Annotated in this window: 25 protein-coding genes; 14 read left to right on the top strand and 11 right to left on the bottom strand. The window is 60.9% G+C overall.

The window, feature by feature from the left end:
• Nucleotides 1–458: 458 nt before the first annotated feature.
• The 4 genes from tnpA (at nucleotide 459) to BM113_RS17290 (ending at nucleotide 3,088) form a co-directional block, all read left to right on the top strand.
• The gene (gene tnpA, locus BM113_RS17305) at nucleotides 459–839 is read left to right on the top strand and encodes an IS200/IS605 family transposase (RefSeq protein ID WP_089789279.1); all 381 of its coding nucleotides are present in this window, start codon (nucleotides 459–461) and stop codon (nucleotides 837–839) included.
• Complete coding sequence (locus BM113_RS17300) at nucleotides 836–2,110, top strand: RNA-guided endonuclease InsQ/TnpB family protein (protein ID WP_089789278.1); 1,275 nt, start codon at nucleotides 836–838, stop codon at nucleotides 2,108–2,110. Before tnpA ends, BM113_RS17300 begins: the two co-directional genes overlap by 4 nt.
• A 220-nt stretch (nucleotides 2,111–2,330) precedes the next feature.
• Nucleotides 2,331–2,747 (top strand): DUF302 domain-containing protein, encoded by a 417-nt coding sequence (locus BM113_RS17295; protein ID WP_089789277.1) that lies wholly within the window; start codon nucleotides 2,331–2,333, stop codon nucleotides 2,745–2,747.
• A 5-nt stretch (nucleotides 2,748–2,752) separates the two neighbouring features.
• Nucleotides 2,753–3,088 carry an SHOCT domain-containing protein gene (locus BM113_RS17290; protein ID WP_089789276.1) on the top strand — a complete coding sequence of 112 codons (336 nt, stop codon included), beginning with the start codon at nucleotides 2,753–2,755 and terminating at the stop codon, nucleotides 3,086–3,088.
• A 554-nt stretch (nucleotides 3,089–3,642) separates the two neighbouring features.
• Here the strand turns inward: BM113_RS17290 and BM113_RS17280 are convergent.
• On the bottom strand, nucleotides 3,643–3,909 hold the full coding sequence (locus tag BM113_RS17280) for a DUF7967 family protein (protein ID WP_089789274.1): 267 nt from the start codon (nucleotides 3,907–3,909) through the stop codon (nucleotides 3,643–3,645).
• 735 nt (nucleotides 3,910–4,644) lie between these two features.
• Between BM113_RS17280 and BM113_RS17270 the strand changes: the two genes are divergently transcribed.
• Entirely contained in the window at nucleotides 4,645–4,851 is a 207-nt protein-coding gene (locus BM113_RS17270) for a DUF2196 domain-containing protein (protein ID WP_089789272.1), read from the top strand.
• Nucleotides 4,852–5,371: 520 nt separating this feature from the next.
• Nucleotides 5,372–5,821, top strand: a complete 450-nt coding sequence (locus BM113_RS17265) for a universal stress protein (RefSeq protein WP_089789271.1) — start codon at nucleotides 5,372–5,374, stop codon at nucleotides 5,819–5,821.
• Nucleotides 5,822–5,939: 118 nt separating this feature from the next.
• On the opposite strand, the gene BM113_RS17260 is transcribed toward BM113_RS17265, so the two are convergent.
• Complete coding sequence (locus tag BM113_RS17260) at nucleotides 5,940–6,578, bottom strand: phosphoribosyltransferase (RefSeq protein WP_089789289.1); 639 nt, start codon at nucleotides 6,576–6,578, stop codon at nucleotides 5,940–5,942.
• 559 nt (nucleotides 6,579–7,137) lie between these two features.
• On the opposite strand from BM113_RS17260, the gene BM113_RS17250 reads away from it, so the two are divergent.
• Nucleotides 7,138–7,659, top strand: coding sequence for a DUF2267 domain-containing protein (locus BM113_RS17250; protein ID WP_089789269.1), 522 nt, complete (start codon nucleotides 7,138–7,140; stop codon nucleotides 7,657–7,659).
• 13 nt (nucleotides 7,660–7,672) lie between these two features.
• Here the strand turns inward: BM113_RS17250 and BM113_RS17245 are convergent, their stop codons facing one another.
• Both BM113_RS17245 and BM113_RS17240 read right to left on the bottom strand, forming a co-directional pair.
• Nucleotides 7,673–8,926, bottom strand: coding sequence for an MgtC/SapB family protein (locus BM113_RS17245; protein ID WP_089789268.1), 1,254 nt, complete (start codon nucleotides 8,924–8,926; stop codon nucleotides 7,673–7,675).
• 87 nt (nucleotides 8,927–9,013) lie between these two features.
• Nucleotides 9,014–9,448, bottom strand: coding sequence for a hypothetical protein (locus tag BM113_RS17240; protein ID WP_089789267.1), 435 nt, complete (start codon nucleotides 9,446–9,448; stop codon nucleotides 9,014–9,016).
• A gap of 229 nt (nucleotides 9,449–9,677) precedes the next feature.
• Here BM113_RS17240 and BM113_RS17235 point away from each other — a divergent pair, with 229 nt between their 5' ends.
• Nucleotides 9,678–10,145, top strand: coding sequence for a DUF2270 domain-containing protein (locus tag BM113_RS17235; protein ID WP_089789266.1), 468 nt, complete (start codon nucleotides 9,678–9,680; stop codon nucleotides 10,143–10,145).
• Nucleotides 10,146–10,437: 292 nt separating this feature from the next.
• Here the strand turns inward: BM113_RS17235 and BM113_RS22695 are convergent, their stop codons facing one another.
• Nucleotides 10,438–11,175, bottom strand: coding sequence for a DUF429 domain-containing protein (locus tag BM113_RS22695; RefSeq protein ID WP_245758093.1), 738 nt, complete (start codon nucleotides 11,173–11,175; stop codon nucleotides 10,438–10,440).
• Nucleotides 11,176–11,286: 111 nt separating this feature from the next.
• Nucleotides 11,287–11,640 (bottom strand): hypothetical protein, encoded by a 354-nt coding sequence (locus BM113_RS17225; RefSeq protein WP_089789265.1) that lies wholly within the window; start codon nucleotides 11,638–11,640, stop codon nucleotides 11,287–11,289.
• Between BM113_RS17225 and BM113_RS17220 the strand changes: the two genes are divergently transcribed.
• The 4 genes from BM113_RS17220 (at nucleotide 11,639) to BM113_RS23115 (ending at nucleotide 15,663) form a co-directional block, all read left to right on the top strand.
• Nucleotides 11,639–11,881 carry an alpha/beta fold hydrolase gene (locus tag BM113_RS17220; RefSeq protein ID WP_245758092.1) on the top strand — a complete coding sequence of 81 codons (243 nt, stop codon included), beginning with the start codon at nucleotides 11,639–11,641 and terminating at the stop codon, nucleotides 11,879–11,881. The two genes, BM113_RS17225 and BM113_RS17220, sit on opposite strands and share 2 nt — an antisense overlap.
• Before the next feature lie 460 nt (nucleotides 11,882–12,341).
• A complete protein-coding gene (locus tag BM113_RS17210; RefSeq protein ID WP_281244039.1) occupies nucleotides 12,342–15,050 on the top strand; it encodes a bacterio-opsin activator domain-containing protein in 2,709 nt (902 codons plus the stop codon).
• Nucleotides 15,051–15,127: 77 nt separating this feature from the next.
• On the top strand, nucleotides 15,128–15,415 hold the full coding sequence (locus BM113_RS17205; RefSeq protein ID WP_089789264.1) for a DdfA family disk-determining factor: 288 nt from the start codon (nucleotides 15,128–15,130) through the stop codon (nucleotides 15,413–15,415).
• A gap of 23 nt (nucleotides 15,416–15,438) precedes the next feature.
• The gene (locus BM113_RS23115; RefSeq protein WP_449406647.1) at nucleotides 15,439–15,663 is read left to right on the top strand and encodes a DUF7576 family protein; all 225 of its coding nucleotides are present in this window, start codon (nucleotides 15,439–15,441) and stop codon (nucleotides 15,661–15,663) included.
• A 250-nt stretch (nucleotides 15,664–15,913) separates the two neighbouring features.
• On the opposite strand, the gene BM113_RS17195 is transcribed toward BM113_RS23115, so the two are convergent.
• The gene (locus BM113_RS17195; RefSeq protein ID WP_089789262.1) at nucleotides 15,914–19,099 is read right to left on the bottom strand and encodes a PAS domain-containing sensor histidine kinase; all 3,186 of its coding nucleotides are present in this window, start codon (nucleotides 19,097–19,099) and stop codon (nucleotides 15,914–15,916) included.
• A 276-nt stretch (nucleotides 19,100–19,375) separates the two neighbouring features.
• Here BM113_RS17195 and BM113_RS17190 point away from each other — a divergent pair, with 276 nt between their 5' ends.
• On the top strand, nucleotides 19,376–20,308 hold the full coding sequence (locus tag BM113_RS17190; RefSeq protein WP_089789261.1) for an SDR family NAD(P)-dependent oxidoreductase: 933 nt from the start codon (nucleotides 19,376–19,378) through the stop codon (nucleotides 20,306–20,308).
• 46 nt (nucleotides 20,309–20,354) lie between these two features.
• Here BM113_RS17190 and BM113_RS17185 read toward each other — a convergent pair whose 3' ends face one another.
• Both BM113_RS17185 and BM113_RS17180 read right to left on the bottom strand, forming a co-directional pair.
• The gene (locus tag BM113_RS17185; RefSeq protein WP_089789260.1) at nucleotides 20,355–20,708 is read right to left on the bottom strand and encodes a 4a-hydroxytetrahydrobiopterin dehydratase; all 354 of its coding nucleotides are present in this window, start codon (nucleotides 20,706–20,708) and stop codon (nucleotides 20,355–20,357) included.
• 406 nt (nucleotides 20,709–21,114) lie between these two features.
• On the bottom strand, nucleotides 21,115–21,429 hold the full coding sequence (locus BM113_RS17180) for a response regulator (RefSeq protein WP_245758090.1): 315 nt from the start codon (nucleotides 21,427–21,429) through the stop codon (nucleotides 21,115–21,117).
• Between the two features lie 200 nt (nucleotides 21,430–21,629).
• Between BM113_RS17180 and BM113_RS17175 the strand changes: the two genes are divergently transcribed.
• Nucleotides 21,630–22,232 carry a class I SAM-dependent methyltransferase gene (locus tag BM113_RS17175; RefSeq protein ID WP_089789259.1) on the top strand — a complete coding sequence of 201 codons (603 nt, stop codon included), beginning with the start codon at nucleotides 21,630–21,632 and terminating at the stop codon, nucleotides 22,230–22,232.
• A gap of 830 nt (nucleotides 22,233–23,062) precedes the next feature.
• Here the strand turns inward: BM113_RS17175 and BM113_RS17170 are convergent.
• Together BM113_RS17170 and BM113_RS17165 are read right to left on the bottom strand one after the other, a co-directional pair.
• The gene (locus BM113_RS17170) at nucleotides 23,063–24,019 is read right to left on the bottom strand and encodes an alpha/beta fold hydrolase (RefSeq protein WP_245758089.1); all 957 of its coding nucleotides are present in this window, start codon (nucleotides 24,017–24,019) and stop codon (nucleotides 23,063–23,065) included.
• Entirely contained in the window at nucleotides 24,016–25,422 is a 1,407-nt protein-coding gene (locus BM113_RS17165; RefSeq protein ID WP_089789257.1) for an NAD(P)/FAD-dependent oxidoreductase, read from the bottom strand. The genes BM113_RS17170 and BM113_RS17165 overlap by 4 nt, the downstream gene beginning before the upstream one ends.
• Nucleotides 25,423–25,465: the final 43 nt, after the last annotated feature.

Raw genomic sequence — 25,465 nt, 5'->3', positions numbered from 1 at the left:
CAGTTCCGTGAAATTGTCCTCATGTTCGCCATCATCAACATAGAAAAGCTCTGTGAGCCTCTCTAACTACCATTCAGAAGCTATTCAACAAAGCAAAACAATCGACGATGCCAAGGATCGGCTGGATATCGATCCCGAGACAGCAGGTGCGACCGTGAACAAGGAGAACCGGACGGACGGAGAACGCAATGGCCGAACGCAGGACAAGCCGTCCGGTCAGACCCCTCAAAATGGCCGACACAGATGCCCCCGTTCCGGAAAACCCCACCATGGAACCCACCCACGTAGACGACGCTAATCTCGAGGCTCGCCCCTGGGACAGTTTACGGAAAATGCGAGGCGAAAGCCTCGCGCTTTAGCGCGGGGATGAAGCCGACCAACAGTATTCAACCGCCGACGATGGCACAGACGGGGTTCCAACGCAATCTTTAACCCTTGTACTGTGATAGTATGCATAGATGGTGAAGAGTACCCGTCACGCGAAATACGAACTCTACTACCACATAGTGTTCGTACCAAAATACCTACGTTCGCACCTGACGGGGAAGACGAAGGAACGTCTCGAAACCATCTTCGCGGAAATCTGTGAGGACAAAGACCTCGAACTGGCCGAGGCCGAGGTCATGTCCGACCAGGTACACCTGTTCATCGGGAGTCCACCCAAGAACGCCCCGTCACTCATCGTCAACTGGATCAAGGGCATCTCGGCGCGGAAGTACAACCAGCGGTACGATGACCGCGTGAAGTGGACTCGTTCGTACTACGTCGGAACAGCGGGAAGCGCTTCGAAGGGCGCTGTCGAACAGTACATCGCTGAACAGGAAGGTGGTGACGCATGAAACGCGTCAACACCTTCGAGGTGGTTCCACAGACTGAGAACGACAAAGAATGCCTCCTACGGCTACTCGACGCTTCCGCCTCCCTGTGGAACGAACTGACCTACGAACGGCGTCAGAACTACTTCGGTGACGGCGACGTGTGGGACACCTCCGAGTACCGAGGACGCTACAACGGCGTCGTCGGAAGCGCGACCGTCCAACAGGTCACGCGCAAGAACAGCGAAGCGTGGCGGTCGTTCTTCGCCCTCAAAGAGAAAGGCGAGTACGCCAACCCACCGTCGTACTGGGGCAACGAGGAGGACGGACGAGAACTCCGTACCTACATCCGATGCAACCAGTACACGATTGAGTGGGGGAAGCGAAGCCGTCTGGAAATCCCTGTCGGGCAAGAACTGAAAGACAAATACGGACTCGGCTACCACGAACGACTCCGCCTCGAAGTCCGAGGCAATCCGAAATGGGACGGCAAACAGGGTCGTCTGGAACTTGAGTACGACGAGGTGAGCGACACGTTCAGGGCTTTCCAACCAGTCACCGTCCCTGATTCTCGACTGGATTCACCACTGGCTTCTCACGAAGCCGCCCTCGGCGTTGGCGCGAACAACCTCGTCGCGTGTTCCACGACTGCTGGTTCCCAATACCTCTACGACGGTCGGGAGTTGTTCGGACGGTTCCGCGAGACGACCGACGAAATCGCCCGCCTACAGTCGAAACTCCGAGAGGGCCGCTACAGTTCCAAACGGATTCGACGGCTGTACCGACAGCGGACGAAGCGCCGTGACCACGCACAAAACGCGCTGGTGCGCGACCTCGTTGAACGGCTACACGACGAGGGCGTGGCAACGGTGTACGTGGGCGACTTGACCGACGTGTTGGAAACGCACTGGTCGGTCAGAGTGAACGAGAAGACGCACAACTTTTGGGCGTTCAAGAAGTTCATCCACCGTCTCGCGTGCGTCTGTGAGGAATACGGCATCTCTCTCGAAGCCGAGTCGGAAGCATGGACGAGTCAGACGTGTCCCGAGTGTGGCGATCACGAGAAGACGGTTCGCCACGGGGATACGCTGACGTGTCCGTGTGGATTCGAGGGGCACGCCGACCTCACGGCGTCAGAAACGTTCCTTCGAGAAAACAGCGATTGCGAAATCAGGCCGATGGCACGGCCCGTGCGATTCGAGTGGGACGGCCACGATTGGTCGGGGAAACCACACCCTCACGAAAGTCCCAAAGAAGTGCGCACGAACCCGCAAGTTGCCTCCGTGGATCGATAGCCGAACCCCCAACGGAGGAATCCTCGCGCTTTAGCGCGGGGAGGATGTCAATTGTTCTGGGTCCGTTTTACTGTTCGTAGCCATCACGGTTGTAACCTCCTCGTGACGGTCGTCCCTGTTTCCCACGATATATATTGTAGGAGAACGGTTCCGAGGATACTATCGCTGACCACTATTCTGCAAGCACAGTATTAAACGGATGGGGGTAGTTTTGTAGTGTATGGACTATACCATACAAACACGCGTATCAGGTGACTTCCACGAGGTCGTCGATACCACGATCGCTTCGCTCGAGGACGAAGGATTCGGTGTCCTCTGTGACATCGACGTCCAAGCGACGCTCGAGGAGAAACTCGGAGAAGAATTCCAGCAATACAGAATTCTCGGTGCGTGCAACCCGTCGCTCGCACACGAGGGAGTAATCGAGGAGATCGAACTCGGGGCGCTCCTCCCGTGTAACGTCGTCGTCTACGAAACCGACGACGGAGACATCGTAGTGAGTGCCGTCGACCCCCACCAACTCCTTGGGATCGCCGACAACGAGGCACTCGATGGTATCGCAACCGAAGTTCAGGATCGGATCGAGCGCACGCTCTCGGCCGTCACAGACGACTTCGAACCCGCCTCGGAAGCCTGAAACCGATGTCATCTTCAACTCAACTCGACACGACGACGCTCATTCTTCTACTCCTGGGAGCAATTATCGTACTGCCGATGCTCACGATGGGGTTCGGATTCGGAGGAATGATGGGCAGGAACGGGACTTCCGGCGGATGGTGGCCGTTCACCGGGATACTCGTCCCGATCGTCTTCCTTCTCGCCCTACTCGGCGGAGGATATCTCGTCGTTCGAAGCACAACGGAAAATCGACCGTCGCAACCCTCAGAGATGGAGGAACTACGGCGGTCATATGCCCGTGGCGAGCTCACCGACGAAGAGTTCGAGACTCGCCGGAAAAGGCTCGAACGGTCAGAATGACTTAAATTTCTGCCACTAGCATCGGGTCTCCGATATTCAGTCAGATTTTTCGTCGTCTATGTGTGGTAGCATGACACAGTCAGCCGGTATCTTTGCAAGTTGCATGATTATCCTTCCAACCACCGACTATCGGCTTGCAACCGTCTATGACCAACGAAAAATCGCTACCTTCCCAAGAGGAGATTGAGCGTCGAATTCAACAGGTCGGAAATTACGCTCGTGCGGTTCGTGTGGGATACCTCCTCATTCTGTGTGCGTTCCTCTTGGCAGTTGTGGGAGTCTTACCGGCGAATCTAGATAGCGTGCCACAGGCAATTGATTCGATACTCCTCCCGCTTATTTTCGCGGGCTTGGGGCTCATCCTGTACGGAATCGGGATGCATCTCCATCTCATGCATCTGAACTTGATCCACCAACTGCAGCCAAACACAGATGAGAGAATGCACGCCCCAGAGGAGGAATTGGAATAGTTCGACTCACAAAGATTCGAAAACTAGGTCACGGGTATCCACCATTGAACATAGCGTGTAGGAGTGTTTCCTTGCTGGTAGGGATTACACTGGATCATCCGGATCGTGCTTCTCTGCCATTCGCGTAGCTTCAGCAGCGTACCGTTCCTGCACTCCAGCCTCATCGATGGGTCCGAGATTCTTAGGAGAGACATCTTTTGCGGCGGTCACCGTCTCTAGAGCCTGCGACGCAACTTCTTTTCGGAACATTCGCTCTCCGTCGGGTGTTGCGTACTTGAGAACGATGAGATCACGGTTATTGTATCCACGCTCAACGAGCCACACGCGAATCTCGTCTGCCTCCGGTGACATGGAACACCAAATGAGAGACGTGAGTTTACCACTTGGCCCAGGATACGTCAAAAACCGAGCAATTGTCACTGTAGGTCATGTAAACGTACTTCCCCATGTGACGGGGTCGTGTTTATCGGTGGTGATCGTGGTTGAGGGACTCCCCACTGGCGGTCATAATCGGAGGTTTGGCGGCGGATTTTGAGTTCTCTTCGAAAGTTTGTCCGCACTTTTGCCGGAAAGTAGCATAGGCTATAAATACGGATTCTGACACTTGAATATGTAGGGAGGGTTGGAAATCTGTGTCGCTGAGACGTGGTCAGGTCCCAGGCCCGTGAGTGCCTCGACGGTGGCCCCGTGTTCTCCGCTACATCGACGAGCGTGTTGTACCCCTCTGGCGTGTGCCAGGAGATCCGGTACTGGACGATCCCTTCTGTGTCCCAGACAGGGCACGTCTCGGTACCTCTATCGACAGTGGCTCCGCACCGCCGGCAGTCGTCGACGGCCCCTTCCTGGGTTCTCCGGCCCCGTAGCCGGTTCACACCTTCGAATAGCAGGAGTGGTCACTGCGGGTTCGCGACGTCTCAGCATACAGGGCACTCGGCGATAGTGCCGGTCTCGTCTCTCGAGCGAGGGACACCGACACACTCCATCGCCGCTCCAGATGAGGCAGTACGTGACTACCGCTCGAGCCGACAGGACGGGTTCGAGACCGACGCAATCCTCTAAGGGCATCGGCGTCGTCGGGAGACGCGTATGTCGGCAGACCTGCCAACGCGGGACGAACTCGTCCAGGGGATGACCGTCGAGATCGAACAGGAGAACGGCGACCGGATCATTGGCGAGGTCGGCGCCGTTCTCACCGACGAGCGCACCCATCCCGAGGGGATCCTCGTCAAACTCAAGTCCGGTGCACGGGGACGGGTCAAGCGTATCGGTCCGGAGACCGGACGGTCGCCCTGACGCCGAACAGGGGGTCGTACTCGACGGAAACGGTGCCACGGTGCCAACGTCGGCTCGATTCCCGGGATCGGACGACGTCGATACCCTCCCGGACCCCCTCCTCGTCCCTGGCGCAGTCCGACTGATCCCCGTCGCGCCAGTTCAGGGATGTCCGCGATCAGCTCGATCACCGTCCGGCTTGGGTCCTCGAGTTCGCTGTTGCTCGTCGTCGTTTCGTCGTCGACTGGGTCGCCCACGTCGCCGTTCGCGTCGTCTGAAAGCCGTGGTTCGTCGAACCCGAGTCGTTCGTCGGCCAACTCTCAGCGGCTCGACGGTCCCGCGGATCGGGAACAGGGACGCCTGGGGCCATCGACAACTTCCCTGGTCGATTTCGCGCGGTGGCGTTCGTTCGGCGGTGTCGCCGTTATCGCTGGAATGGATGACGTGAACTGCGGAGTTCCACCCACTGAGAAAAATAATGGTAGGGCAGGCCAGCCCAACGGGAGGCCCCTTTAACTCTGTGGACGGCGACCGTACACCCATGAGGTTTCTCGTGGCCGTCGACGGCTCCGAAGAATCAGAGAATGCCCTCGCCTACGCCGCCGACGTCGCGGACGCGATGGACGGCTCGATCACGGTCGTCCACGCGGCCGATCCCACCGTCCGCGACGAGGGCGGGGACGAACCGAACGTCTCGCTGTGGGATGCGGACCGCCGGCTGACCCTCGAGAGCGTCGCCGACGTCGAACAGCGAGGACTCGACCTGCTCGAGGACGCGGCCGACTTCGCCGCCGAACTCGACCAGGACGTCGACGTCGAACTCCTCTACGGCGATCCGGTCACGGAGATCTCCGACTACGCCGACGAGAAGGGGTTCGACGCGATCTTCGTCGGCCACCGCGGTCGCTCGGAGCGGACCGACGCAATGGTCGGCAGCGTCGCGAAGTCGATCGTCGAGCGGGCGACGATCCCGGTAACGGTCGTCCGGTAGCTCTCGGTCGAGTAGCCCGCCGGACCGGTTCTCACAGAACTCCTCGCCGGGCAGTTTCTTCCTCCGGCCGTAGACCATCTCGTCGCGGGTCGTCACTGCTCTATCTCGTCGCGGGTCGTCACTGCTCTAGGTAGTCCATCGCTTCTTCGTCCGAGACCTGCGCGAAATCCCTGTAGAACTGGCCGACGCCCCGGAAGCCCGTCGGCGTCTCGAGACTGACGACCTGGTCGGCCTGCTCTTCGAGGGCTGCGATCGTGTCCGGCGGGCCGACCGGGACTGCGAGGACGACCCGATCGGCGTCGGACGTCTCGAGGCGCGAGAGACAGGCTCTGGCTGTCGAACCCGTCGCGACGCCGTCGTCGACGACGACCACTGTCTTGCCATCGAAGTCGGGAGGTGATCGCCCGCTGCGGTAGCGGTCGGCCTTCGCCCGGGCGGCTTCGGCCTCGATCTCGCGTTGTTCCTCGAAGTACTCCTCGTCGACGGTGACGCCGCGAAACGCCTGTTCGTTTCGCCAGACGCTGCCGTCGCTTGCGACGGCCCCGATCGCGTACTCGGGATTTCCGGGAGCCCCGATCTTCTTCGCGACGACGACGTCAAGCGGCGCGTCGAGCGCGTCGGCGACCGCGCGCCCGAGCGGTAGTCCGCCGCGGGGAATCGCGAGAACGATATCCGCGTCGATGCCTCTCTCGCGGAGTTCCTCGCCGAGCCGTTCGCCAGCATCCGTTCGGTCATCGAACGTAACAGTGCTATCCATCGGTTCGGAGTCGTCCACACGACGAGAGGGCATATAACAGGTGGGCCGCACCATCTCCCCGGCAGCCAGGTGGCTCGCATGGTCGGACGCAGCATGCCCCAGGACCCGGACAGCCTCGTCCCGATCCCCGTCGATGCCGTGGACTCTCGCGGGGGCGTGTCGACATACCCTCGCCCGTACTCACCGACGCCGACGTTCCGGCGCCGACGCTGTTTATCGACGGCGGCACCGACACGCAGTGCTCGAACTCGACCGCGGGGCCCGCAAGGGGACCACCTGCGAGAACGACTTCGTGTCCTCGAGGTCGCGGGCCACCTCTTCGAAGGAGAGGGCGGACTCGAGGAGGTCGATCCCGTCGAATCGGGCCAGCGTTTCGTCGAAGGCGGGAGTCGAAGACGAGAGGCGTCGTGGCTCCTCGTTCGTCGTCCACGCCGGTAGCTCACTCTCGTAGCGACACGTGACCGTTCGGTTACGACGACCGTCACCCTCGGCTGACGAATCACGGTTGTTACCGGTCCCACGTGGCTTGACGTAGCTACTCGGCGACGAAGGGACTGCGATGGACTTCGACGAGTTCACGGGCGAAATACAGCACCGCCTCGAACTACCGGACACCGGCCGGACGGTCCGGACGATCAGGGTGACACTCATGACGCTGGGTGAGCGAATCCCGGAGGGGGCAGCCGAGGATCTGGCCGCGTCGCTCCCGATGGAGATCAAGTGGTACCTGACGGGTGCCGTCAAGGAGCACGGCCAGCGGTTCGACTGGCAGGAGTTCCTCGACCGGGTCACCGAGCGCGAAGGGGCCCGCACCGATCCCGCGGAGGCCGCCTACCACGCGCGGATCGTCGTCGACCTCGTCGAATCCGAGGTCCCGGGCTCGGACTTCCAGCAGCTTCGCGACCAGCTTCCCGAAAGCGAGTCCGAGGAGAACTGGCGCAAGCTGTTCGAGGTCGTCGACAGCGGCGGCTGGGGCGACGCGCAAGAGGCACAGACCGGCGGCGGCCCACAGCCGGAGGCCGAGGGCGACGGCGATCCCGAACCGGTCGGCGACGAACCGGTCGACGAGACCGAAGACTGACTCTCCAGCGCCGTCACGTGAGGACGAAGACGAGGACCCCGAGGACGCCGATCACCGCCATCGGGGCCGCGGCTCGCCGTCGCATCCGGTCCGTGAGCAACTCGACCAGGACGATCTTCGCGGTCAGGCTCGCGGCGATTCCCAGGACGACCATCCCAGCGGCCTGCTCGCTGCCGACGCCGCCGTCGTTGAAGACCGTCGCTGCGCTGACGGCCACGGCGGCAGAGGAGACGAGCCCACCCGCGAACGCGGTCGCGTAGAGGCCGAGGTCGCCGATCCACGCCTGTGAGCCGACCGAGACGAGGAGGATCGCGGCGTACGCCGCGGCGAACTCGAGGGCCGAGCGCAGCGAGAGGGGTGACTCGAGTTCGAGATCGAGATCCGAGTCGACGTCACCCCGACGCCACAGCACGGCGGCCACGGCGACGGCGAGGGTGGCCATCGCGACGATGGGCTGCCAGAGCGACCAGAACAGGGCCGTCGCGAGGACGACGGCGATCCCCGCGTTCCGGACGATCATCGAGACGGTGGCGAGTAACAACGCGGCCGACGTCGGGTCCATCGCCTCCCGGGACTGGGACGCGAATCGGGCGAGGACGCCCGCCGTCGCAAAGGAGTTCGCCCCGCCGGCGAGCGCGCCGGTCACCGCGAGCCCCCTCGAGCCGCCGAGGTTACGCATCGAGACGTACGCGGTGAACTCGATCAGCAACACGAAGATCGCGAACAGGAGCACCTCCCGCGGCGACAAGACGCCGTAGGGGTCGACCGGCTCTCCCGGGACGATCGGATAGAGGATGAACACCAGCGCGCCCAGTGTGAGCGAGTCCCGTAGCTCCTCGTCGGTGACCCCCTCCACGTAGCCGTGGAGGCGTTCTTTCTCGGCCAGGAGCACGGCCAGAACGATCGCGATCGACGTCGACTCGAAGTATCGTCCGTAGCCGACGAGGACGCCGAGCAGGGCGACGAGGAAGACGGTCACGGACGTGGTGAACCCGAGTTCTTCCTCCTCGACGGAGTACCGGACTGTCGCGACTGCGATCGCGAGCGCCGCCGCCAGCGCGAGGTAGATGGCGACGACGGCTGTCTGTTCCTCTTGCCTGCCGACGAAGACGACGAGCGGACCGGCACCACACAGGAGTGCCAGGGTCCGCAGCCCCGCGAACTTCTTGGTCGGCCGTCGCTCGCGCTCGAGGCCGATCAGTCCGCCCGTCGCGATGGCTACGAGTACCCGGGCGAGCAACTCCGGGACGACGACTACCTCGAGCATCCGTTGTTCGCGTGTCGATCGTCGGTCGGTGACCCGTTCAGTCCCCCAAAAGAGGCGATCGGGAACGGCGTCGACCCCGTAAACGTGTTACTGCGCGTCGTTCTCGGTGCCATCCTCGTCGTCCGTAGGGCGCTGTTCCGCGTCCGGATCGACGGCGGCGTCGGTCGGTTCCATGTCCTCGTCGGGTTCGACGGCGAACTCGTCCGGCGTGACCGGACCCCCGTCGTCGGGGGACAGTTCGCTCGGATCCGCCTCGAGGCCGCGGTTCCGTTCGGCGTCGATCGCCTCGTCCTCGGCCGGCAAGTCGCCCGCGAGTCGGACGGCCTCCTCGGTGATCGCCCGGACGGAATCCGGGTCCAGCCGTCGTGGCCGATCGGCTGCGGCCGAGTCGCCGGCGTTGGCGTCGGCGGACGGCAGTACGTACGCAACGCCATCCGCTACCGAGACGACGACGCCGACGTCCTCCCCCTCCTCGTTCTCGACCGGCTTGCCGACGTCGTGGGCTGTAAACGGTGCGCACATGGTTGCGACTACGAGGGGAGGGGACAAGCCAATGGCGCTTCCCCTCAGCGGCGACCGAGATCGGGTTTGGGATTCGAACGAAGGATTAAGACGACGCACCCGATGCATGACACGTAGCGAGCGGAAACCCACCCTTGAAGGGGTGGGAGGATGTCAAGCGGTCGCCCGTGTTCCGGAGCGTCGTCGAGCGCCACCGTCGATTCATTGGGTCCGGCAATCATGTGCGAGTATGGGAGACGGAGAAGACGACTTCGAACCCGAAAGACGAGCCGAACGCGAGGTAGCCGGCGATCTGGCCGACGAGCGGACCGAATTCGTCGGCCTCATGCAGCACCTTTACCGCGGCGAACTCGGCCGTGTGACGGCGTGGCGAGCGCTCCTCGCTGACGACCTCCGGGAACCGACGCTCAAGGTGCCGCTCCTCGAAGCCCTCTCGCGGCGACTCAGGCGCGTGTACTTCGCGCTGATCACGGTCATCGTCGTCTCGTGGGTGTTTCGAATAACCGTCTTCTCGCCCGACCCGATCGACGTTCGGGAGGCCGCGACGATCGATCCGATTCCCGGGAACGTCGTGATCGTCGGCATCGCCGTCTTCTACCTCATCGTGCTCGGAGTAACGATATGGCCGATCGACCGGCTGGCGATGGGCGAGAAGCGGGAACCGCCGGAGCCACCCGAGGGGTGGCGAAAAAAGTGACCGCTGCCCGAGCGGACGCTCCGAAACTGGAGTCTCCGGTGTCGTCAGTGAACCGTCTCAGGTTCGAGTAGTTCGATGACTACTAACCAGTATCAGCCAGCGTATTCTACTATCCGATGGCCGATGGATCGGTTACTATGTCAGATTCGGGTTGATTTCCTGACGGAACGTGCTGCGATCTACAGATGACTGACCCTGCTCAATACCGATTTCGAAACGGCGATCTGGTCCTGGACGAACAGCCGACTGACCCGGTCGAGGACGAACCGGTCCACCCTGGCGAGGAAACGGGCTACCGTGTCGCAGCAAAACCCGGCGCAGTCGATGCCAATACAGAGCTTCGAGCTGTCGTCAAAGAACGCGACCGGACGCTCGAGTTCGGTTCCCGATCACGGGCGGAGCGATACGCGGCGCACCTGTCCGCCTCGGGTGGTGGGCTTCGAGTACAGGCGGCCGCTCCGAACGACTCCGCTGCCGTGGACCGTATTTCCTCGCTGCACACGACCCGAGCGTCGAAGAACCCGCGTCGATCGACGGGCGGACCTGGACGTTCGATATCGTGCGAACCTGTACGGCACTCTCGGCGAGGCGATCGTGACAGCAGCCCCGAAGCCGCATGCCCTGATCTATTTCGTCGAGCAGGATCTCGACAGTAGCGACGACGGACTGACAGATAGCGAGGGGAAGCCCACCCCTTCAGGGGTGGGTGGATGTCAATCGAGGATCGTTTGCCGCGCGGCCTCGGCATCTCGGAGCAACCGATCGACTTCCTGAATCCGCGGAATGAGTCCCTACGTTTGGCTCGACAGACTGTCGCCTCGACGGCCTCTCGACAGGGCGTCCAGAAGACGCTGTTCGCTCGATCCGGTCCGAGAAGGTCTTTCGCTTCTCTGTCGCACGTTCGCCGGTGGTCCGCTGGTAGGCCGATCGGAACATCGACCAGGATCGCGTCTGCGTCCCGATGCTCGAACCAGACGCTGTGTATCGACGGATGCATTCGGGCGGTCCATTCCTGGCCGTCCGTTCCCACGGCGAGCCAGCCCCGTGAGGCCCAGTCTATCCCGACGTGCGAGGTTATATTTCGTTCGTATACGTTCAGAGGAGGATAACTGTCTAGCGTCTACAAAACCAACAAACCGGCTCAGTACTGTTCTTGAACCTTGTCTATTTGACACTGGACACACAGATCCTCAGCAAAACACGAAACGCTATCGTAGGGACAGTCGTACTCGTCTACGTCGACGGACTGACGGCGTCTCTCCCGTCGCCAGACGCGTTCCCAGTCGTCGATATCCATCTCGGCGGACGTGAAGACGACGGTACCGTCCCGGTCCACGATCTTCGCTGCCGTCACACTGTACCGGTTCTCCTTGACGACGTCGATCGCCGCCTCGTACGAGTTACAACTGAGTTCTTCCCTCCCGGATTCGTCATCCAGGAGTCGAACGCGGATCGATCCGTCGTATTTCTCCGTCGGATCCAGTCCCGAAGTCATGGTGCATGGTCTCGGAATAGTGGCTAAAAGGTTGGGACGGCGAACACCGGACGATTATATCGACGGCGGCGATCCTCCTCCGGAGAGCGCGTACGACCACTACACCATCGAAGAGTATGCCGAACGACTCGAGGAGGTGCGTGAGGCGATCGGCACGAAGCAATTTCACCTGTACGGACAATCGTGGGGTGGGCGGCTGACACTGAAATACTGTCGTATCCCGACGACGTCGCGTCGGTGACGCTCGCCACCACCTCTGTGGACATCCAGCGACCAGCCGAGACGATGTGAAACGCCGCCCGGTCGTGTCTAGACGACGAGAATGTGGAGAATTCGAGGAGCTGGTGGCCGATCGTGACTTCGACGACGGCACTTTCGAGGAGTACGGGGAGAAAGTCATCGATGCGCAGTTCAGCGCGCTCTTCCGATCAGGAAGATCACATTCCGTCTTCGAGCGCCACACACTGAAACGCGAGAAAATCGGACGACGATACGCCCACTCCCCGACCGACAGCACGGTTCGCGATCGGTGCGTCGCCAGCGTGGATCGGTTCGCATCGGCGACGACCTCGGGACCGAACGCTTTGAGTCGCCACTCGACTGAAGTCGTGAGATCCCTCCGTTGGCAATCCGGCCAGCAACCGACCCACGACCCCCAGGCGAGTGACCTTTCCGCATCGGAGGTGTACCAAGCCCCATCCATGGATGAGTCGGGTCGTCCAGAGCCGACGCCAGCCGACGTGCAACGTGTTTTCGACGCTTTAGATAAATCCGGAGAACCCCTCACCACGGCCGAAGTTGCGGAGGCCCTGGGTTGCGAACGACAGGATACCTCTGAGAGGCTTCACGCGCTGGCAGAGCAGGATGCCCTCGAGCGAAAGCGGACTGAAAACGGGGAGTTGTGGTGGCGTTCCGCTGACCAACGCGGGACGATCGAAGCCGAACGTGGGGAAGAGTTTCAAGCCCTCGTTCAGGCGGTCACGGAATACGCCATCTTCATGATGGATCCGAACGGGATCGTTCAGAGCTGGAACACCGGCGCCGAGCAGTTGAAGGGGTACTCCGAAGAAGAAATCATCGGAGAGCATTTCTCCGTCTTCTATCCGGACGACGCTGTCGAGGCCAACGTTCCGGAGAACAATCTGGAAAAGGCGCGAGAGCGTGGCTACCTGGAGGACGAAGGCTGGCGGATCCACAAAAGCGGTGAGCGGTTCTGGGCGAACGTAACGATTACACCGATTTGGGGTGACGACGACGAGTTGCGCGGCTTCGCGAAAGTGACGCGGGATATGACCGAGCGCCACGAATACGAAGAACGACTCCGCCGGGAGAAAGAGCGGTTCCAGCGGATGGTCGAAGAGGTTCAGGACTACGCCATCTTCATGCTGGATCCGGAAGGCTATATTCAGACCTGGAACGAGGGCGCCGAACGGATCAAAGGCTACCGGGAAGGGGAGATCGTCGGCGAACACTTCTCGCTCTTTTACCCCGAGGACAGGGAGGATCGGTCACCCGAGGAAATGCTCGCACAGGCTGCCGGCCGGGGACGGGTCGAAGACGAAGGCTGGCGTCTCCGACAGGACGGCTCGCGGTTCTGGGCGAACGTCGTCATCACAGCCCTGTACGACGACGACGGGGAACTTCGTGGTTTCGTGAAAGTCACGCGCGACCTGACGGAGCGCAAACGCCGTGAGGATCGCCTCGCTGCGCTCGACGAGATGGGCCGCCAGTTGCTCGAGGCCGAGTCACCACGGGACGTCAGCGAAACGGTCACTGATGCGGCGGAGGCCGACCTGGATCTCCCGATTACGATGATCGCCCTGTACGACGACGAAAGCGGCACGCTCCGACCGCTCGGGCAAACGACCCGTGCCGAACAGCTACAGTCGGACGTCCCGTTTCTCAATCCGACGTCCGACGTTCCCTGGGACGCGTTCGGCAGCGACGAGCCCCTCGTCATCGACGATCTCACCAACCAGTTCGACCGGCTGCCGGCCGACCCGCCGATAGCGAGCGGCATCATTATTCCTCTCGGTAGGCACGGCGTCTTCATCACCGGCTTCGAAGAACCCGAAGGCCCGAGCGACGAGGCGCTCGATTTTGTGAAGATCGTTGCAGCGGATCTCGAAGCCGCCCTCGACCACGTGGACCGGCAACAACTCCTTCGCGAACGAGAAGCGGCCCTCGAGGATCAAAACGACTCGCTCGCCCGCCTCAATCGGATCAACGGCATCATCAGAACCATCGACCAGGCGCTCATCGGCGCATCGACGCGGGACGAAATCGAACAGGCAGTCTGTACCGAATTGGTGACTGCCGGGCCGTATCGGGTCGCCTGGATCGGGCGGCAAGATGCGGCTTCCGAGTCGATCACCCCAGTAGCAGCCGCTGGCGTCGAGACCGACTACGTGGCCGATCTCGACATCGACACTGACGACGGGCCGGCGGCGGAGCACCCGGCCGGGATCGCCGCCCGCTCGCGCGAACCGTATACGATCCAGGATATCCGGTCGGATCCCCCGTTCGAGCCCTGGCGGAAAGAAGCGCTCAAGCGGGGCTATCGGTCCATGATCAGCGTGCCGATCCTCTACGAGAATACGCTCTACGGCGTTCTCACTGTTCAGGCGGATCACCCCGAAACGTTCACCGGGATGGAAGCTCAGGTCATCGAAGAACTCGGGGAAACCGTCGCTCACGCGATCAACGCGCTCGAAAGCAAGCAAGCGCTCGTGAGCGACGAAATCATCGAACTGGCGTTCCGCGTCCGTGACAGCGACGTCCCGCTTCTCCGACTGGTCGATCGGGCGGACTGTACGTTCGAACTCGATAACGTCTTGTCGCACGAAGATGGGTCCCTCAGCGCCTTTTTCACCACCCACGGTGCAGAGCGGGCGGCGGTCGAAGACTTCGTCGAGCAGTCACTCGCGTTCTCGGACCTCCGACTCATCGTCGAAGACGACGAAGAGCAATGCACGTTCGAGGCGACCGTGGACGAAGGGAGTATCATCGCAACGCTACTGGATCACGGGGCAGTCCCACGGACGATCACGGCCGAAGGCGAGGAAGCACGCGTGGTCGTCGGCCTCTCTACCCAGGCCGACGTCCGGGAATTCATCGAAATGCTGCAATCGAGGTACCACGAGTTGGAACTGACGGCACGGCGAACCCGTGATCGGGAAGTACGGACGCCCGAGGGTTTCAAAGCCGCGTTCGAAGAACGGATTACTGACCGACAGCGCGAAGTCCTCCGGACCGCGTACTTCAGTGGGTTTTTCGACGCGCCGCGCAAGAGTACCGGCGAAGAGATCGGCGAGGCGTTGGGCGTATCCCAGCCGACGGTCAATCACCACCTCCGCGCCAGTCAGCGCGAACTACTCGGGATGCTATACGATGGGACGCCGCCGGTCTAGATAAATAACCGGCGACGAGAACGGCGGTTACGAATCAACAATAAATCCCCTTCCTCGAGCCGGGCGTACCGATAGTTGTGTCAGAGATCACCCTCTCCGCAAGTGCAGAGCCCTCCACCGAGTCAGTCAGCATCGATATCGTTACCGCCGTCGCGGATGCCAGAGGTGTCGATCCGACCGAACTCCCTCCGCTGTACTACGCGATCGACCCCGATGCTATCGACCAGCTCTTCCAATCACAGGTCCAAAACGAATCCCTGCGGGTCCAGTTTACGTTCGCTGGCTGTAACGTTACCATCAGCAGCGATGGGCAGGTGACGGTGACGCCGACTGACGCTGACTGCGAGAGTAGTCTCGAAGCGTGAGTTCACTGGAGAAATACTAGCCGATGCCAGACCCAGACGAAAAGCCGGATCAAACGCCTTCGGACGCCCCTCTAAACGAGGGACTCGAGCTGTGTGCCAACTGCGGGACAGCGCTCTCGAAGGACGAGTGGTGCCCAATACTCACGGATACCGATGCTGACGGGGATCTTGTCATTCGATCGTTCTGTGATGAAGGGTGTAAAGAGGCCTGGAGCGACGCAGACAGCTCGGGCAGTAGGAGTGCATGACGGGCCGTTCGACTATCGGTGTTCCGGTCGACTTCGGGTGGGTCAAGCGACCAGCGTCCTCGCGTGCCATCACTACACAATACACGTCGCGTAGCTGTCACCGTGGTATACCCGAGCGGTAGACAACCAAAACTCCTCCACCGTCCGGATACTAACGATCCGACCGTCTTCGAACGCGTCTCTCGTCAGGCGAACGTCATCCGGGTTATCTTCGGCCAGGAGAACGTCCGCCGAAGAACGGGCTCCCTGCTCAGTCACTGGAAGCCTTCCGAACAGCGGGCAGCGTGAACGAAAAGGTGGCACCCTCGCCCGGTTCCGAGTCGACCCAGATGTCGCCATCGTGGCGCTCGACGATTCGCTCACAGAGCGCTAACCCGATTCCCGTACCCGAATGATCGTCCGGTCCGTGCAGGCTCTGGAACACTTCGAAGATACGGTCGGTATCTTCCGGATCGATACCGATGCCCCGGTCGCTGACGGAAATCACCCACTCGTCGCCATCGCGTTCGGCCGTGATATCCACCTCCGGTGGCTCGTCGCCGCTGTACTCGATAGCGTTCTCCAGCAAATTCTGGAACACCTGTCGCAACTGCCCCTCGTCGCCGTTGACGCGGGGCAACGGGTCGGCGGATATCTCGGTATCGTTCTCCTCGATTTTCACCCGGAGGTCGTCTCGAACGTCGTCGAGAACGGCGTCGAGGTCGACCGGTTGCAACGGTTCGCCGCGCGATTCGACCCGCGAGTACTCGAGCAGGCCGTCGATCATCTCGCGCATCCGATCGGCCCCGTCCACCGCGAACTCGAGGAACTCCTCGCCGTCTTCGTCGAGTTCGTCGCCGTACCGATCCTCGATGAGCTGGAGATAGCTGGAAATCATCCGAAGCGGCTCCTGGAGGTCGTGCGAGGCCGCGTAGGCGAACTGCTCTAACCGCTCGTTGGATTCCCTGAGGTCGGAGATCACCTCCTCGAGTTCTCGCTGGTACCGATTCCGTTCGATCGCTTCGGCGAGAATGTTGGCGACGCTCTGAACGAACGTGACGTCCTCCTCGGTGAAGTCGCGCTTGGTGGTATCGTGCGTGCCGAGAATCCCCCACGGGTTGTCGATCGACCCGATGATGGTGCTGATCCCGCTTTGCACGTCGTGTGCGGTGAGCAGTTCCGGCCCACTGAACCGCGTTTCCGCGTCGAGATCGTCGACGACGACTGGTTCTTCGGAGAGCAAGGTATACCCGGCCTGCGAGTTGTCGTCGACGGCGGTGGTCGCGTTTCCAACCACTCCCTCATCCCAGCCGACGCCCTGGCGCAGCAGCAACTCTCGCTCGGAGGAATCGAGGTCGAGTACTTTACAGTAGTCGTTGTCGAGTACCTCGGCGACGTTCCGGGCCGCTTCGTGCATGAGTTCGTCCACGTCATCGGTTTCCAGGGCGAACTGCCCGAGGTCGGCCACGACCTGCTGTTGTTGTGCTCGGTGTTCGAGCGCTCGCTCCCGCTCTTTTCGCTCGGTAACGTCCTCGATGATCCCTTCGACGCTCGCGAGAGTTCCGTCGTCGAACACGGCACGGCCGTAGTCCTTGACCCACCGACGTTCGCCGTCTGCGGTTTCAATGCGGTACGTCTCGGAGAACATCGGCTCCTCTTCGGTCGTGCGCTGGACGGTTTCCCAGAGCGTGTCGCGCTCCTCCTCGACCATGATATCGCGGCCCCACTCGATGTCGCCACTCTCGAGGGAATCGGAGTCGTAGCCCGTCAATTCCAGGCAGGCATCGCTGACGAACTCCATGGGCCAGCCCCGCTCGTTGCGGCACCGGTAGACCATTCCGGGGACGTTGTCCATCAGCGTCGACAGTTGCCGTTCCCGCTCTTGGAGCGCTCGTTCACGTTCCTTCCGCTCCGTGACGTCCCGGAAGTACACCGAAATACCGGATTCGGAGGGGTAAAGATTCGCTTCGATCCAGAAGTCGAGTGGCTCGTAGTAGAGTTCGTAACTGGTCGCTCTCTGTGAGTTCATCGCCGTGTGGAACGCGTCCCACATTTCGTCGATCTCGGCGGCAGCGGGGAGGACGTCCCAGAGGCGTTCCTTGAGGAGTTCCTCCTCGGAGCGCTGGAGGAGTTCCTCGGCACGCTCGTTGACCAGCGTGAATCGGAAGTCTTCGTCGACGGCGAAGAACGCGTCGGAGATTCGACCGAGGATCCGCTGGAGTTCGGTTTCCAGTTCCTGTTCGCGCCGCCGCCGGTCGGTCATGTCGCGGGTGACCTTGAGATACCCACGATGCGTTCCATCGTCGTCCCACACGGCGGTGATCGTCACGTTCGCCCAGAACTGCGTGCCGTCCTTGCGGACCCGCCACCCTTCGTCTTCGGTCGAACCGTTTTCGAGTGCCCGCTGGAGGTTCCGTTCGGGAACACCCGCCGCTTGATCATCGGCCGTATAGAACCTCGAAAAGTGTTCGCCCAGGATGTCCGATGCCTCGTAGCCTTTGATCTCCTTGGCGCCTTCGTTCCAGCTGATGACGTTCCCCTCGGTATCCAGGCGGAAAATGGCGTACTCCTCGACGGCGTCGACCAGCGATTGGAAGCGCTCTTCCGTTTCGCGAAGGGCGTCTTCGGATCGTTTGCGCTCCGTGATATCGTAGTAGAGTTCGATGCGCCCGCCGGCGTATTGGCCGGATTCGATCGGCTCGCTGTAGTGCTCTAGCCAGCGCTCCTGTCGGTCGTCGCCCGGAGAAACGCGGAATTCGAACCGCTCGACGTAGTCGTTGTCATCGTACGTCGACAGGATTCGATCGACAAATCGTTCCGAGTCCACGATACCCCCCCGTGCGATTTCGGTGACGACCTGTCGTTTGTTCCGGCCGATGAGGTCGTCCCGATCGAGATCGAAGTACCCGCAAGCGGTTTCGTCGACCCAGGCGACGTCGAACCCGTCGTCGAGGATGAAGACGCCGACGTTCGCTTCGTCGAGCACGTTCGTAATCGCCTCGTAGGAGGCGTGTGCTGACGCCAACGAGTCCAGTCGGTGCTTCGTCTCGGAGATGTCGCGAGCGACGCCGATAGTCCCCTGGAACTCCCCGTCTTCGATCAAGGGACTGATCCGCAGTTCGCACGGGACCGCCCCTCCGTCGGCAGTTTGTACGGCGAGTTCGAAGGTGGCGATCCCGTCCCCGTCCGATTCGAGTTGGCTCGTGATTCCCCGTTCGATTCGTTCGATGTCGCCATCGGCGAGGACGAGCGAGACGTGTTCCCCGAGAAGTTCGTCACGTGAGTAGCCGGTCGTCTCCACGATCACGTCGTTGACGGCGACGAAGTGACCCTCCCGATCGAGCTGGTAGATCCCATCGTCGATGGTGTTGACGAGCGTCCGGTAGCGTTGCAGGGCTACGTTTGCATCGCCATCCCCCCAGAACGCCTCTTCGGACGAGCCCGATCGTGTACTCATATTCCCATGCTTGCGATAGAGGCTGTTAAAGTGCCCGCTACACACGGCCAGCAGACAGGGGAATAGCCTCTCGACTTCGCCTGGTGACAGTGAGACCGCTCCCGCGCAGTTTCTCGAGCCAGTAACCGACGACGGCTGGCGTTGAATCCAGCTATACCGGACTCCGCTCGAAACTCGGCGGCACGGACCTCGGAGGCACGTTCACTCGGTGTTCTCGTCCTCGTGCTCGGTCCGGTTAGGGAGTGCCGTCTTGAGAACGGAACTCGTTGTCACGGTATGAACGATCGTCCGGAGGAACTCGCAGGCGTGGCTCACGTGAACCGTAGCGGGCAAACCGCGCTGATCACGGGTTCGACGAACGGAATCGGGCGTGCTGCTGCCCTCGCGCTCGGCCGACTCGGCGCCGATGTGATCGTCCACGGACGAGATGTGGACGCTGGCGAGTCCGTCGTCGACGAACTGGAGACGATCGGTGCCGAGGCGACGTTCGTCCCGGCTGATTTCACGGATACCGATGCCGTTCGGGAACTCGCCAGGACGGTTCGGGAGGAAACCGATGGTCTCGATTACCTGTTCAACAACGCTGGCGGGTATTTCCGTACGGGTCGACTCACCGACCTGGGTGTCGAGTACACGTTTCACATCAATCACCTCGCACCGTATCAACTGACCGCGGACCTGATCGACCACCTCACCGACGATGCCTGTATCGTCACGACATCGTCGGCGGCACACCGCAGTGCGTCGCTCGACCTGGATCGTGTCGAAACGGTCGAGTCGTACTCCTCGATCCGGGCTTACAGCCGCTCGAAACTCGCGAATATCCTTTTTTCGCGGGAACTCGCCCGCCGGGTCGCTGCCCACGATCGATCGATCAGATCGAATAGCGTCCATCCAGGTGCGATTCCGGGAACCGACTTCGGCCGGTTCCTGCCACGACCGCTTCCGGCGCTCGTCTCCGCGCTCGACGTAGTTCCCGGTATCACGTCGGTCGCCGACGGCGCTGCTGAACTGCTGTACGCCGCTTTCTCGCCCGAAGCCGCGGCCGCCACTGGCCAGTATTTTGCGAAGCAGTCGACCAGAACACCTTCGCGTGCGGCCAGGAACGACGACGCTGCACGCCGTCTCTGGGAACGAAGCGCGACCCTCCTCGACATCGACGAACCGCTTGCGGAGGTCGGAGAGAGTGTCAACCCGCCATCGGAATGACCGACTCGAGGTAGTGTTGAGCTGTTGAGACGCTTCTCAGTCGGTTTCAATCCGGAGCGTATTCGTCGTGAATCCGATCCATACGCGCCGCCATTACGAAGTCGGTCTTGTGCAGTCCGTCGATTTTGTGCGTCCACATTTCGACTCGTACCTCGCCCCACTGAAGATGAATGTCCGGGTGATGCCACTCTTTTTCCGCGAGTTCCCCGATCTCGTACGTGAACTCGAGTGCATCGCGGAAATCTTCGAACGGATACACTCCTTCGAGATGATGGTCGTTGACCACTTCCCAGACATCGTCGTCGATTTCAGTCAGGTACCCGGCGTACTCTGCCTCTGTGAGCGGTTCGTCCTCTGATGTACAGGCCTCACATTCTTCGTCGGCAAGTGACGGTCCCATGTCCGTATGTTCGACGGGTTCGGTACTTGTGTGTTTGTCCGGCACAGAAGTCTCCCCGACGGAGTACACAGTTCTATCGATCAGCAGGTTCACGGTTTATGTAAACTCGACGGTCACCGACCGCTGTACTCAGGCCCTCTATTCAGCAGACGTCTCCAGGCGGAACCTGAGTAGAACGTTCAGTTTCTGCTGACTACGGGGCGCGAATGCGACATGGAATGAAAGTCAAGTTTCGAAAGGTAGTGATCGTTCAGTACAGGCCAAGAAGTGGTCGTGGAGGCTGTCCTCATCAGTCGTCTTGCATAACTGCTAACTGGAACTGATCGAACGACCGAATTATTTCAGCGAACTCGTCGGGATCGACCAGTTTTTGAGGACTGCATCGTCGTCCGTGTCGTGATCGAAATCACGGGATTCTCCCGTTCTCGTCCACTCCGGTCAGGACGATCACCGGGACGTGTTCCAGTTCGGGATGGTGTTCAATTCCGGTCGTCTTCACCGTCCACTTTCGGCGGTTCAGGTCGAGCAATACGATGTCCGGGCTGGGAACGTCCTCGTACTCGTTGCGTCGACAAATGAACTCGAGGGCCGCCTGACCATCAGTGACCGTGTGGAGTGTGTCTGGGATGTTGCCGTCCGAGAAGGGTTCTTTTATGAGTCGAGTGTCGCCGGGATCATCCCCTCCCAATAGTATTACCGCTTCTGATGATCCGTCACTCATTACCGTGGGGAGGGACCCCGGTAACCAATCGAACGACGCCGACCTGAAGCAGCCCGCTCGCTTGACGCGGCACATAGCCGGATCCCGACTCGAGACGTGAACGAAACTGCTACCGTGTCAGACGCTGCGTTTGTCCCTCGTCGAACACCTTCGTTCGACCGGGAGCAAAGACTGATGCAGTCTTCGCCACTACTCGGTGTGTGGAGCGGGACCAAATCCGCCGTGCGTGGGACGAGATTGCCCGGACCTACGCCGAGCGTCGAAACCCGGATGGCTCCGACGCAGCGCTCATCGAGGACTTGCTCGCCGACTGTCCGCCGGAGCCGATGGTCATCGATATCGGGTGCGGTGATGGAGCCAGAACCCTCGCCAATCTTCCGGCAGGGAGCGTCGGCGTTGATCTCTCCCGAGCAGGGCTTCAGCTAGCGGCTGACACCGTCCCGTCGGCGGCACTCGTGCAGGCGGATATGGCCAGCCTGCCGGTGGCGGAGAACACCGCCGATGCGATGACGGCCTACCACGCCGTCTTTCACGTGCCACGAAGCGACCATCCGACGGTGTACCGCGAGTTTGCTCGCGTGCTGAAACCCGGCGGCAGACTGCTGATGACGCTCCCGACCGGTCGCTTCGAAACCGTCCGTAATGGGTGGATGGGTGGGACAATGTTCTTTTCCACGCCCGGTCGAAAACGGACCCTCGAGCAGTTAGCCGAGGCCGGCTTCGAGATCGTGGATACGAGAACCGTCACTGACCCGCTGGGGACCGACAGCGAGTTCGTCTTTGCCGACAACACCGGCGGCTGAACCGTCACTGTCGTTCGCGGCGTTTCGCGACACGCAGTCCACCTGCGGTGTGTGGATCCCTGCGGTGTGTGGATCACGTCGTCTTTGAACCCTTCGAGGAACCCCTGCGAGGGGCAGGTCTTTCCGGAATCTCACCCCTGCGGATCCGCAGGTCCTCGAGACTCTCGCTACAGTAGTTTCGAATTAGGGTGGTATATTTCAGGCCGTCCTTGCTTTTGCCGCCTCGAAGTCGGCTTCGCGAACTCCGTGGAGGAATTCCAGCCCGATCACACGCACCCCGGTGTGATCGAAATGGAAGGAAGTCCGTGGTCGAGTGCACCCCAGAAGTTGAACAATAGCTGCTCCGTTCCGAGGTAAAAGGCGCGGACTCGAGGACCAGCAGAGCTACATCGTCCGATGAAATCCCGTTTCAGCTGCCGGATCGCTGTTTCGACCCGCCACCGGTACTGATAGGCGAGTCCTCGAAGATCGCGTTCGGCGACGTCCATGTCGGTGTTTCAGACTGACCACGTCCCATCGCCCTCGGTCTCGAGTTCGTCGCGGACGAGTCGGGACCTTCCGCTGAAGTCATTCGCCAGAGACATTCTCCACTGACGAGTTAGTCCATGTGACCGAATTATCGCGCTCGAATCGGAACTACTGCTAGCGATCCTCCGAAGCAAATAGAACGGAAATAGACAGATGTGGTTGAGGGAGGTGATGCTCGTGTCCGACTACTTGAGGATTCACCGTTCCTCTCCGTTTACAGCATGGAGGGGGCACATAGTTTGTATCCAACAGTTATTGTATCCAGGTCGACGAAGAATGGGTACAGATCGCACACTCTTTAACTACGATTTGAGGTGGGTTAGTAGCAGGTCAGTAATCCGGCCGGGATACTCGTGAGGGACCCAATGAGTGCCATCCGAGATCCGTTCGAGGGAGCCCGAATCACAATAATCGAGACTCTCCGGAGCCATCTCGGGAATCAGAGCCTGGTCGTTCTCCCCCCAGATGATCAGCGTCGGGGCTCGCACACGCTCGCGTGGTGGCTCCTCGCCATGTCGAAATAGCGCTCGATACCAATTGATCATCGCCTTCACCGCTCCATCTGCAGCCCACGCGGTCTGATACCGCTCGAAATCCGTCTCATCGAACGTCCCTGACTGGGCTTTTTCTCGCATCGTCGCCACCAAGAACTCGTAGTCGTTCCGGCCGAGGTACCACTCCGGGAGGCGGGGAAGCTGCAGGAAGAACATATACCAGCTGTTGCGTAACTGCGTCAGGTTCGATGTGAGAACTCGCTCGAACACCGTCGGATGAGGGACGTTGATGATGCCGAGTCGCTCGACAGCGTCCGGATGACGGAGGGCCAGATCCCACCCGATGGCAGCTCCGAAGTCGTGTCCGATGACGTGTGCGCTATCGCAATCCTCGGTGGCAATCAGGTCGACGATATCCTCTGAGAGTTCAGTTATCCGGTACGGACGGATGCCGGGGAGTTTTTCACTGCGATTGTACCCTCGCTGATCAGGAACGAGTACACGATACCCAGCATCAATGAGCGGTTCGATGTAGTCGTGCCACTCGTACCAGAACTCCGGAAATCCGTGGAGCAAGACGACGAGCGGATCATCGGGATCACCGGCAGCGACGACATGCAGGCAGACACCATTCACCTCGCGGAACGAAGATTCGATCGACGAAACGTTGGGGAGAGGGACGTGGCTGTCCGGTCGAGATGCCCCCGTGTGCTCGCTCGTTATACTATCCGCTTTTTTCACCATTGCACGGAAATACCCGTTCACGGCGTCTCACCTCGCGTGTGAGTGCTGTGATGACCGAGCGACGGACCAGCAGTACTGATTGGCGACAGGACCCGCCACGCGATACGTGGTCGCAGAAGCGAGGTTGGTGGTTTCTCCAATCGGGTGACGCGGTTGAATGCTTCACCGAGCACGGGATCATCGTGTGAACGACGGATTAGCCGCTCGATATACCAGTTTGCAATCGCCGTGCCGTCGGGTTTTGGGCCGACCGTCTGCGGGAATTGGAAGTCCCCTCCGACCACGAGCTTCCAGACGTTGTCGATAACGTTGCTCGCTCGCTCGAAGAAACGAGGTCCGAGGTTCGCGAAGTCGCCGTCTGCGAGTACGTGGTGTAGTGACAGCGCATCGAGCGCCGCGACGGACATGCCCTGCCCGTAGATGGGATTGAAACTGGCAATGGCATCACCGGTGACGACGAGACCGTCCGGGAACTCGTCGAGGGCCTCGTAGCGACGCCGAATACTGGCTGGGTAGGGATACTGTTCGACATCCTCGGACAGCCACGTCCGGGAGCGCAGGAGGTTTGCAATGTCCGGCACCGGCAGACTTTCGGCATATTCGACGAGTTCGTCACGGTTCGTCGGCGGGGTGTCGCCGTGCACTCCCTGGATGATTACTTCCCAGCGGTTACCCTCGACAGGAATCATACCGCCACCGCGGGTGCGCGGGGCATCAGGCGTCACCATCAGCATCCGTCGGTCGTCGGGTGGTCGTTCGAGTCGGACCGTGCTATAGGTCACGTCGATGGTCACCTCGTCGATTGGAGGTTTCTCGTAGCCGTGATCGGCCAGCCAGGTCGGTGTGTGACTCGTCCGACCGGTGGCGTCGACAACGACATCTGCCGACAGCGTCTGTTCGGCGCCAGCGGAGTCTCGGAACTGGACACCCGTCACCGCCGAGTCCCCATCGTCCGTCAGGTAACCGAGAAACTGGTGATCGCCGCGCAGATCCATGTCCTCCCGATTGCGGACTTGCTGCCGGACGACGGACTCGAACAGCGGGCGACTCGCGCAGTACGTCGGCATCCTGGCCTGGGAATCGGCGACGTAGCCGCCCTGGTTGTACTGTTGCATCTCGGTACTGCCATCGATCATGAGTCCGCCTTCCGCCAGCACCCGCTCGGAGAATCCGGGAAAGAAGTCCTCGAGCGTGGCGCGACCAGCCTCGAGCATTGCGTGTGGGTGGCTCGTCTGTGGCGCCCCATCGCGGGCAACAGGGTCGTCGGGAAGCGGATCGCGTTCGAGGATAACCACGTCCGTGAACGCGTCGGCTAACACTCGTGCTGCACAGAGACCTGCGATGCTTCCGCCGACGACGACTGCACAGTCACCACTGGTTGTTACGTTATCTGGGTCGTACCGGTCAACCGTTTCAAGCGCCATCGTGATTCACAGTCCTGAGTAGGGATCCATTCGCCCTCGAACT

The organism is Natronobacterium haloterrestre, assembly GCF_900112205.1.
Classification (GTDB): Archaea; Halobacteriota; Halobacteria; order Halobacteriales; family Natrialbaceae; genus Natronobacterium; species Natronobacterium haloterrestre.
The sequence above is the reverse complement of the archived record's forward strand: the minus strand, read 5'-3'. Positions and strand labels throughout refer to the sequence as shown.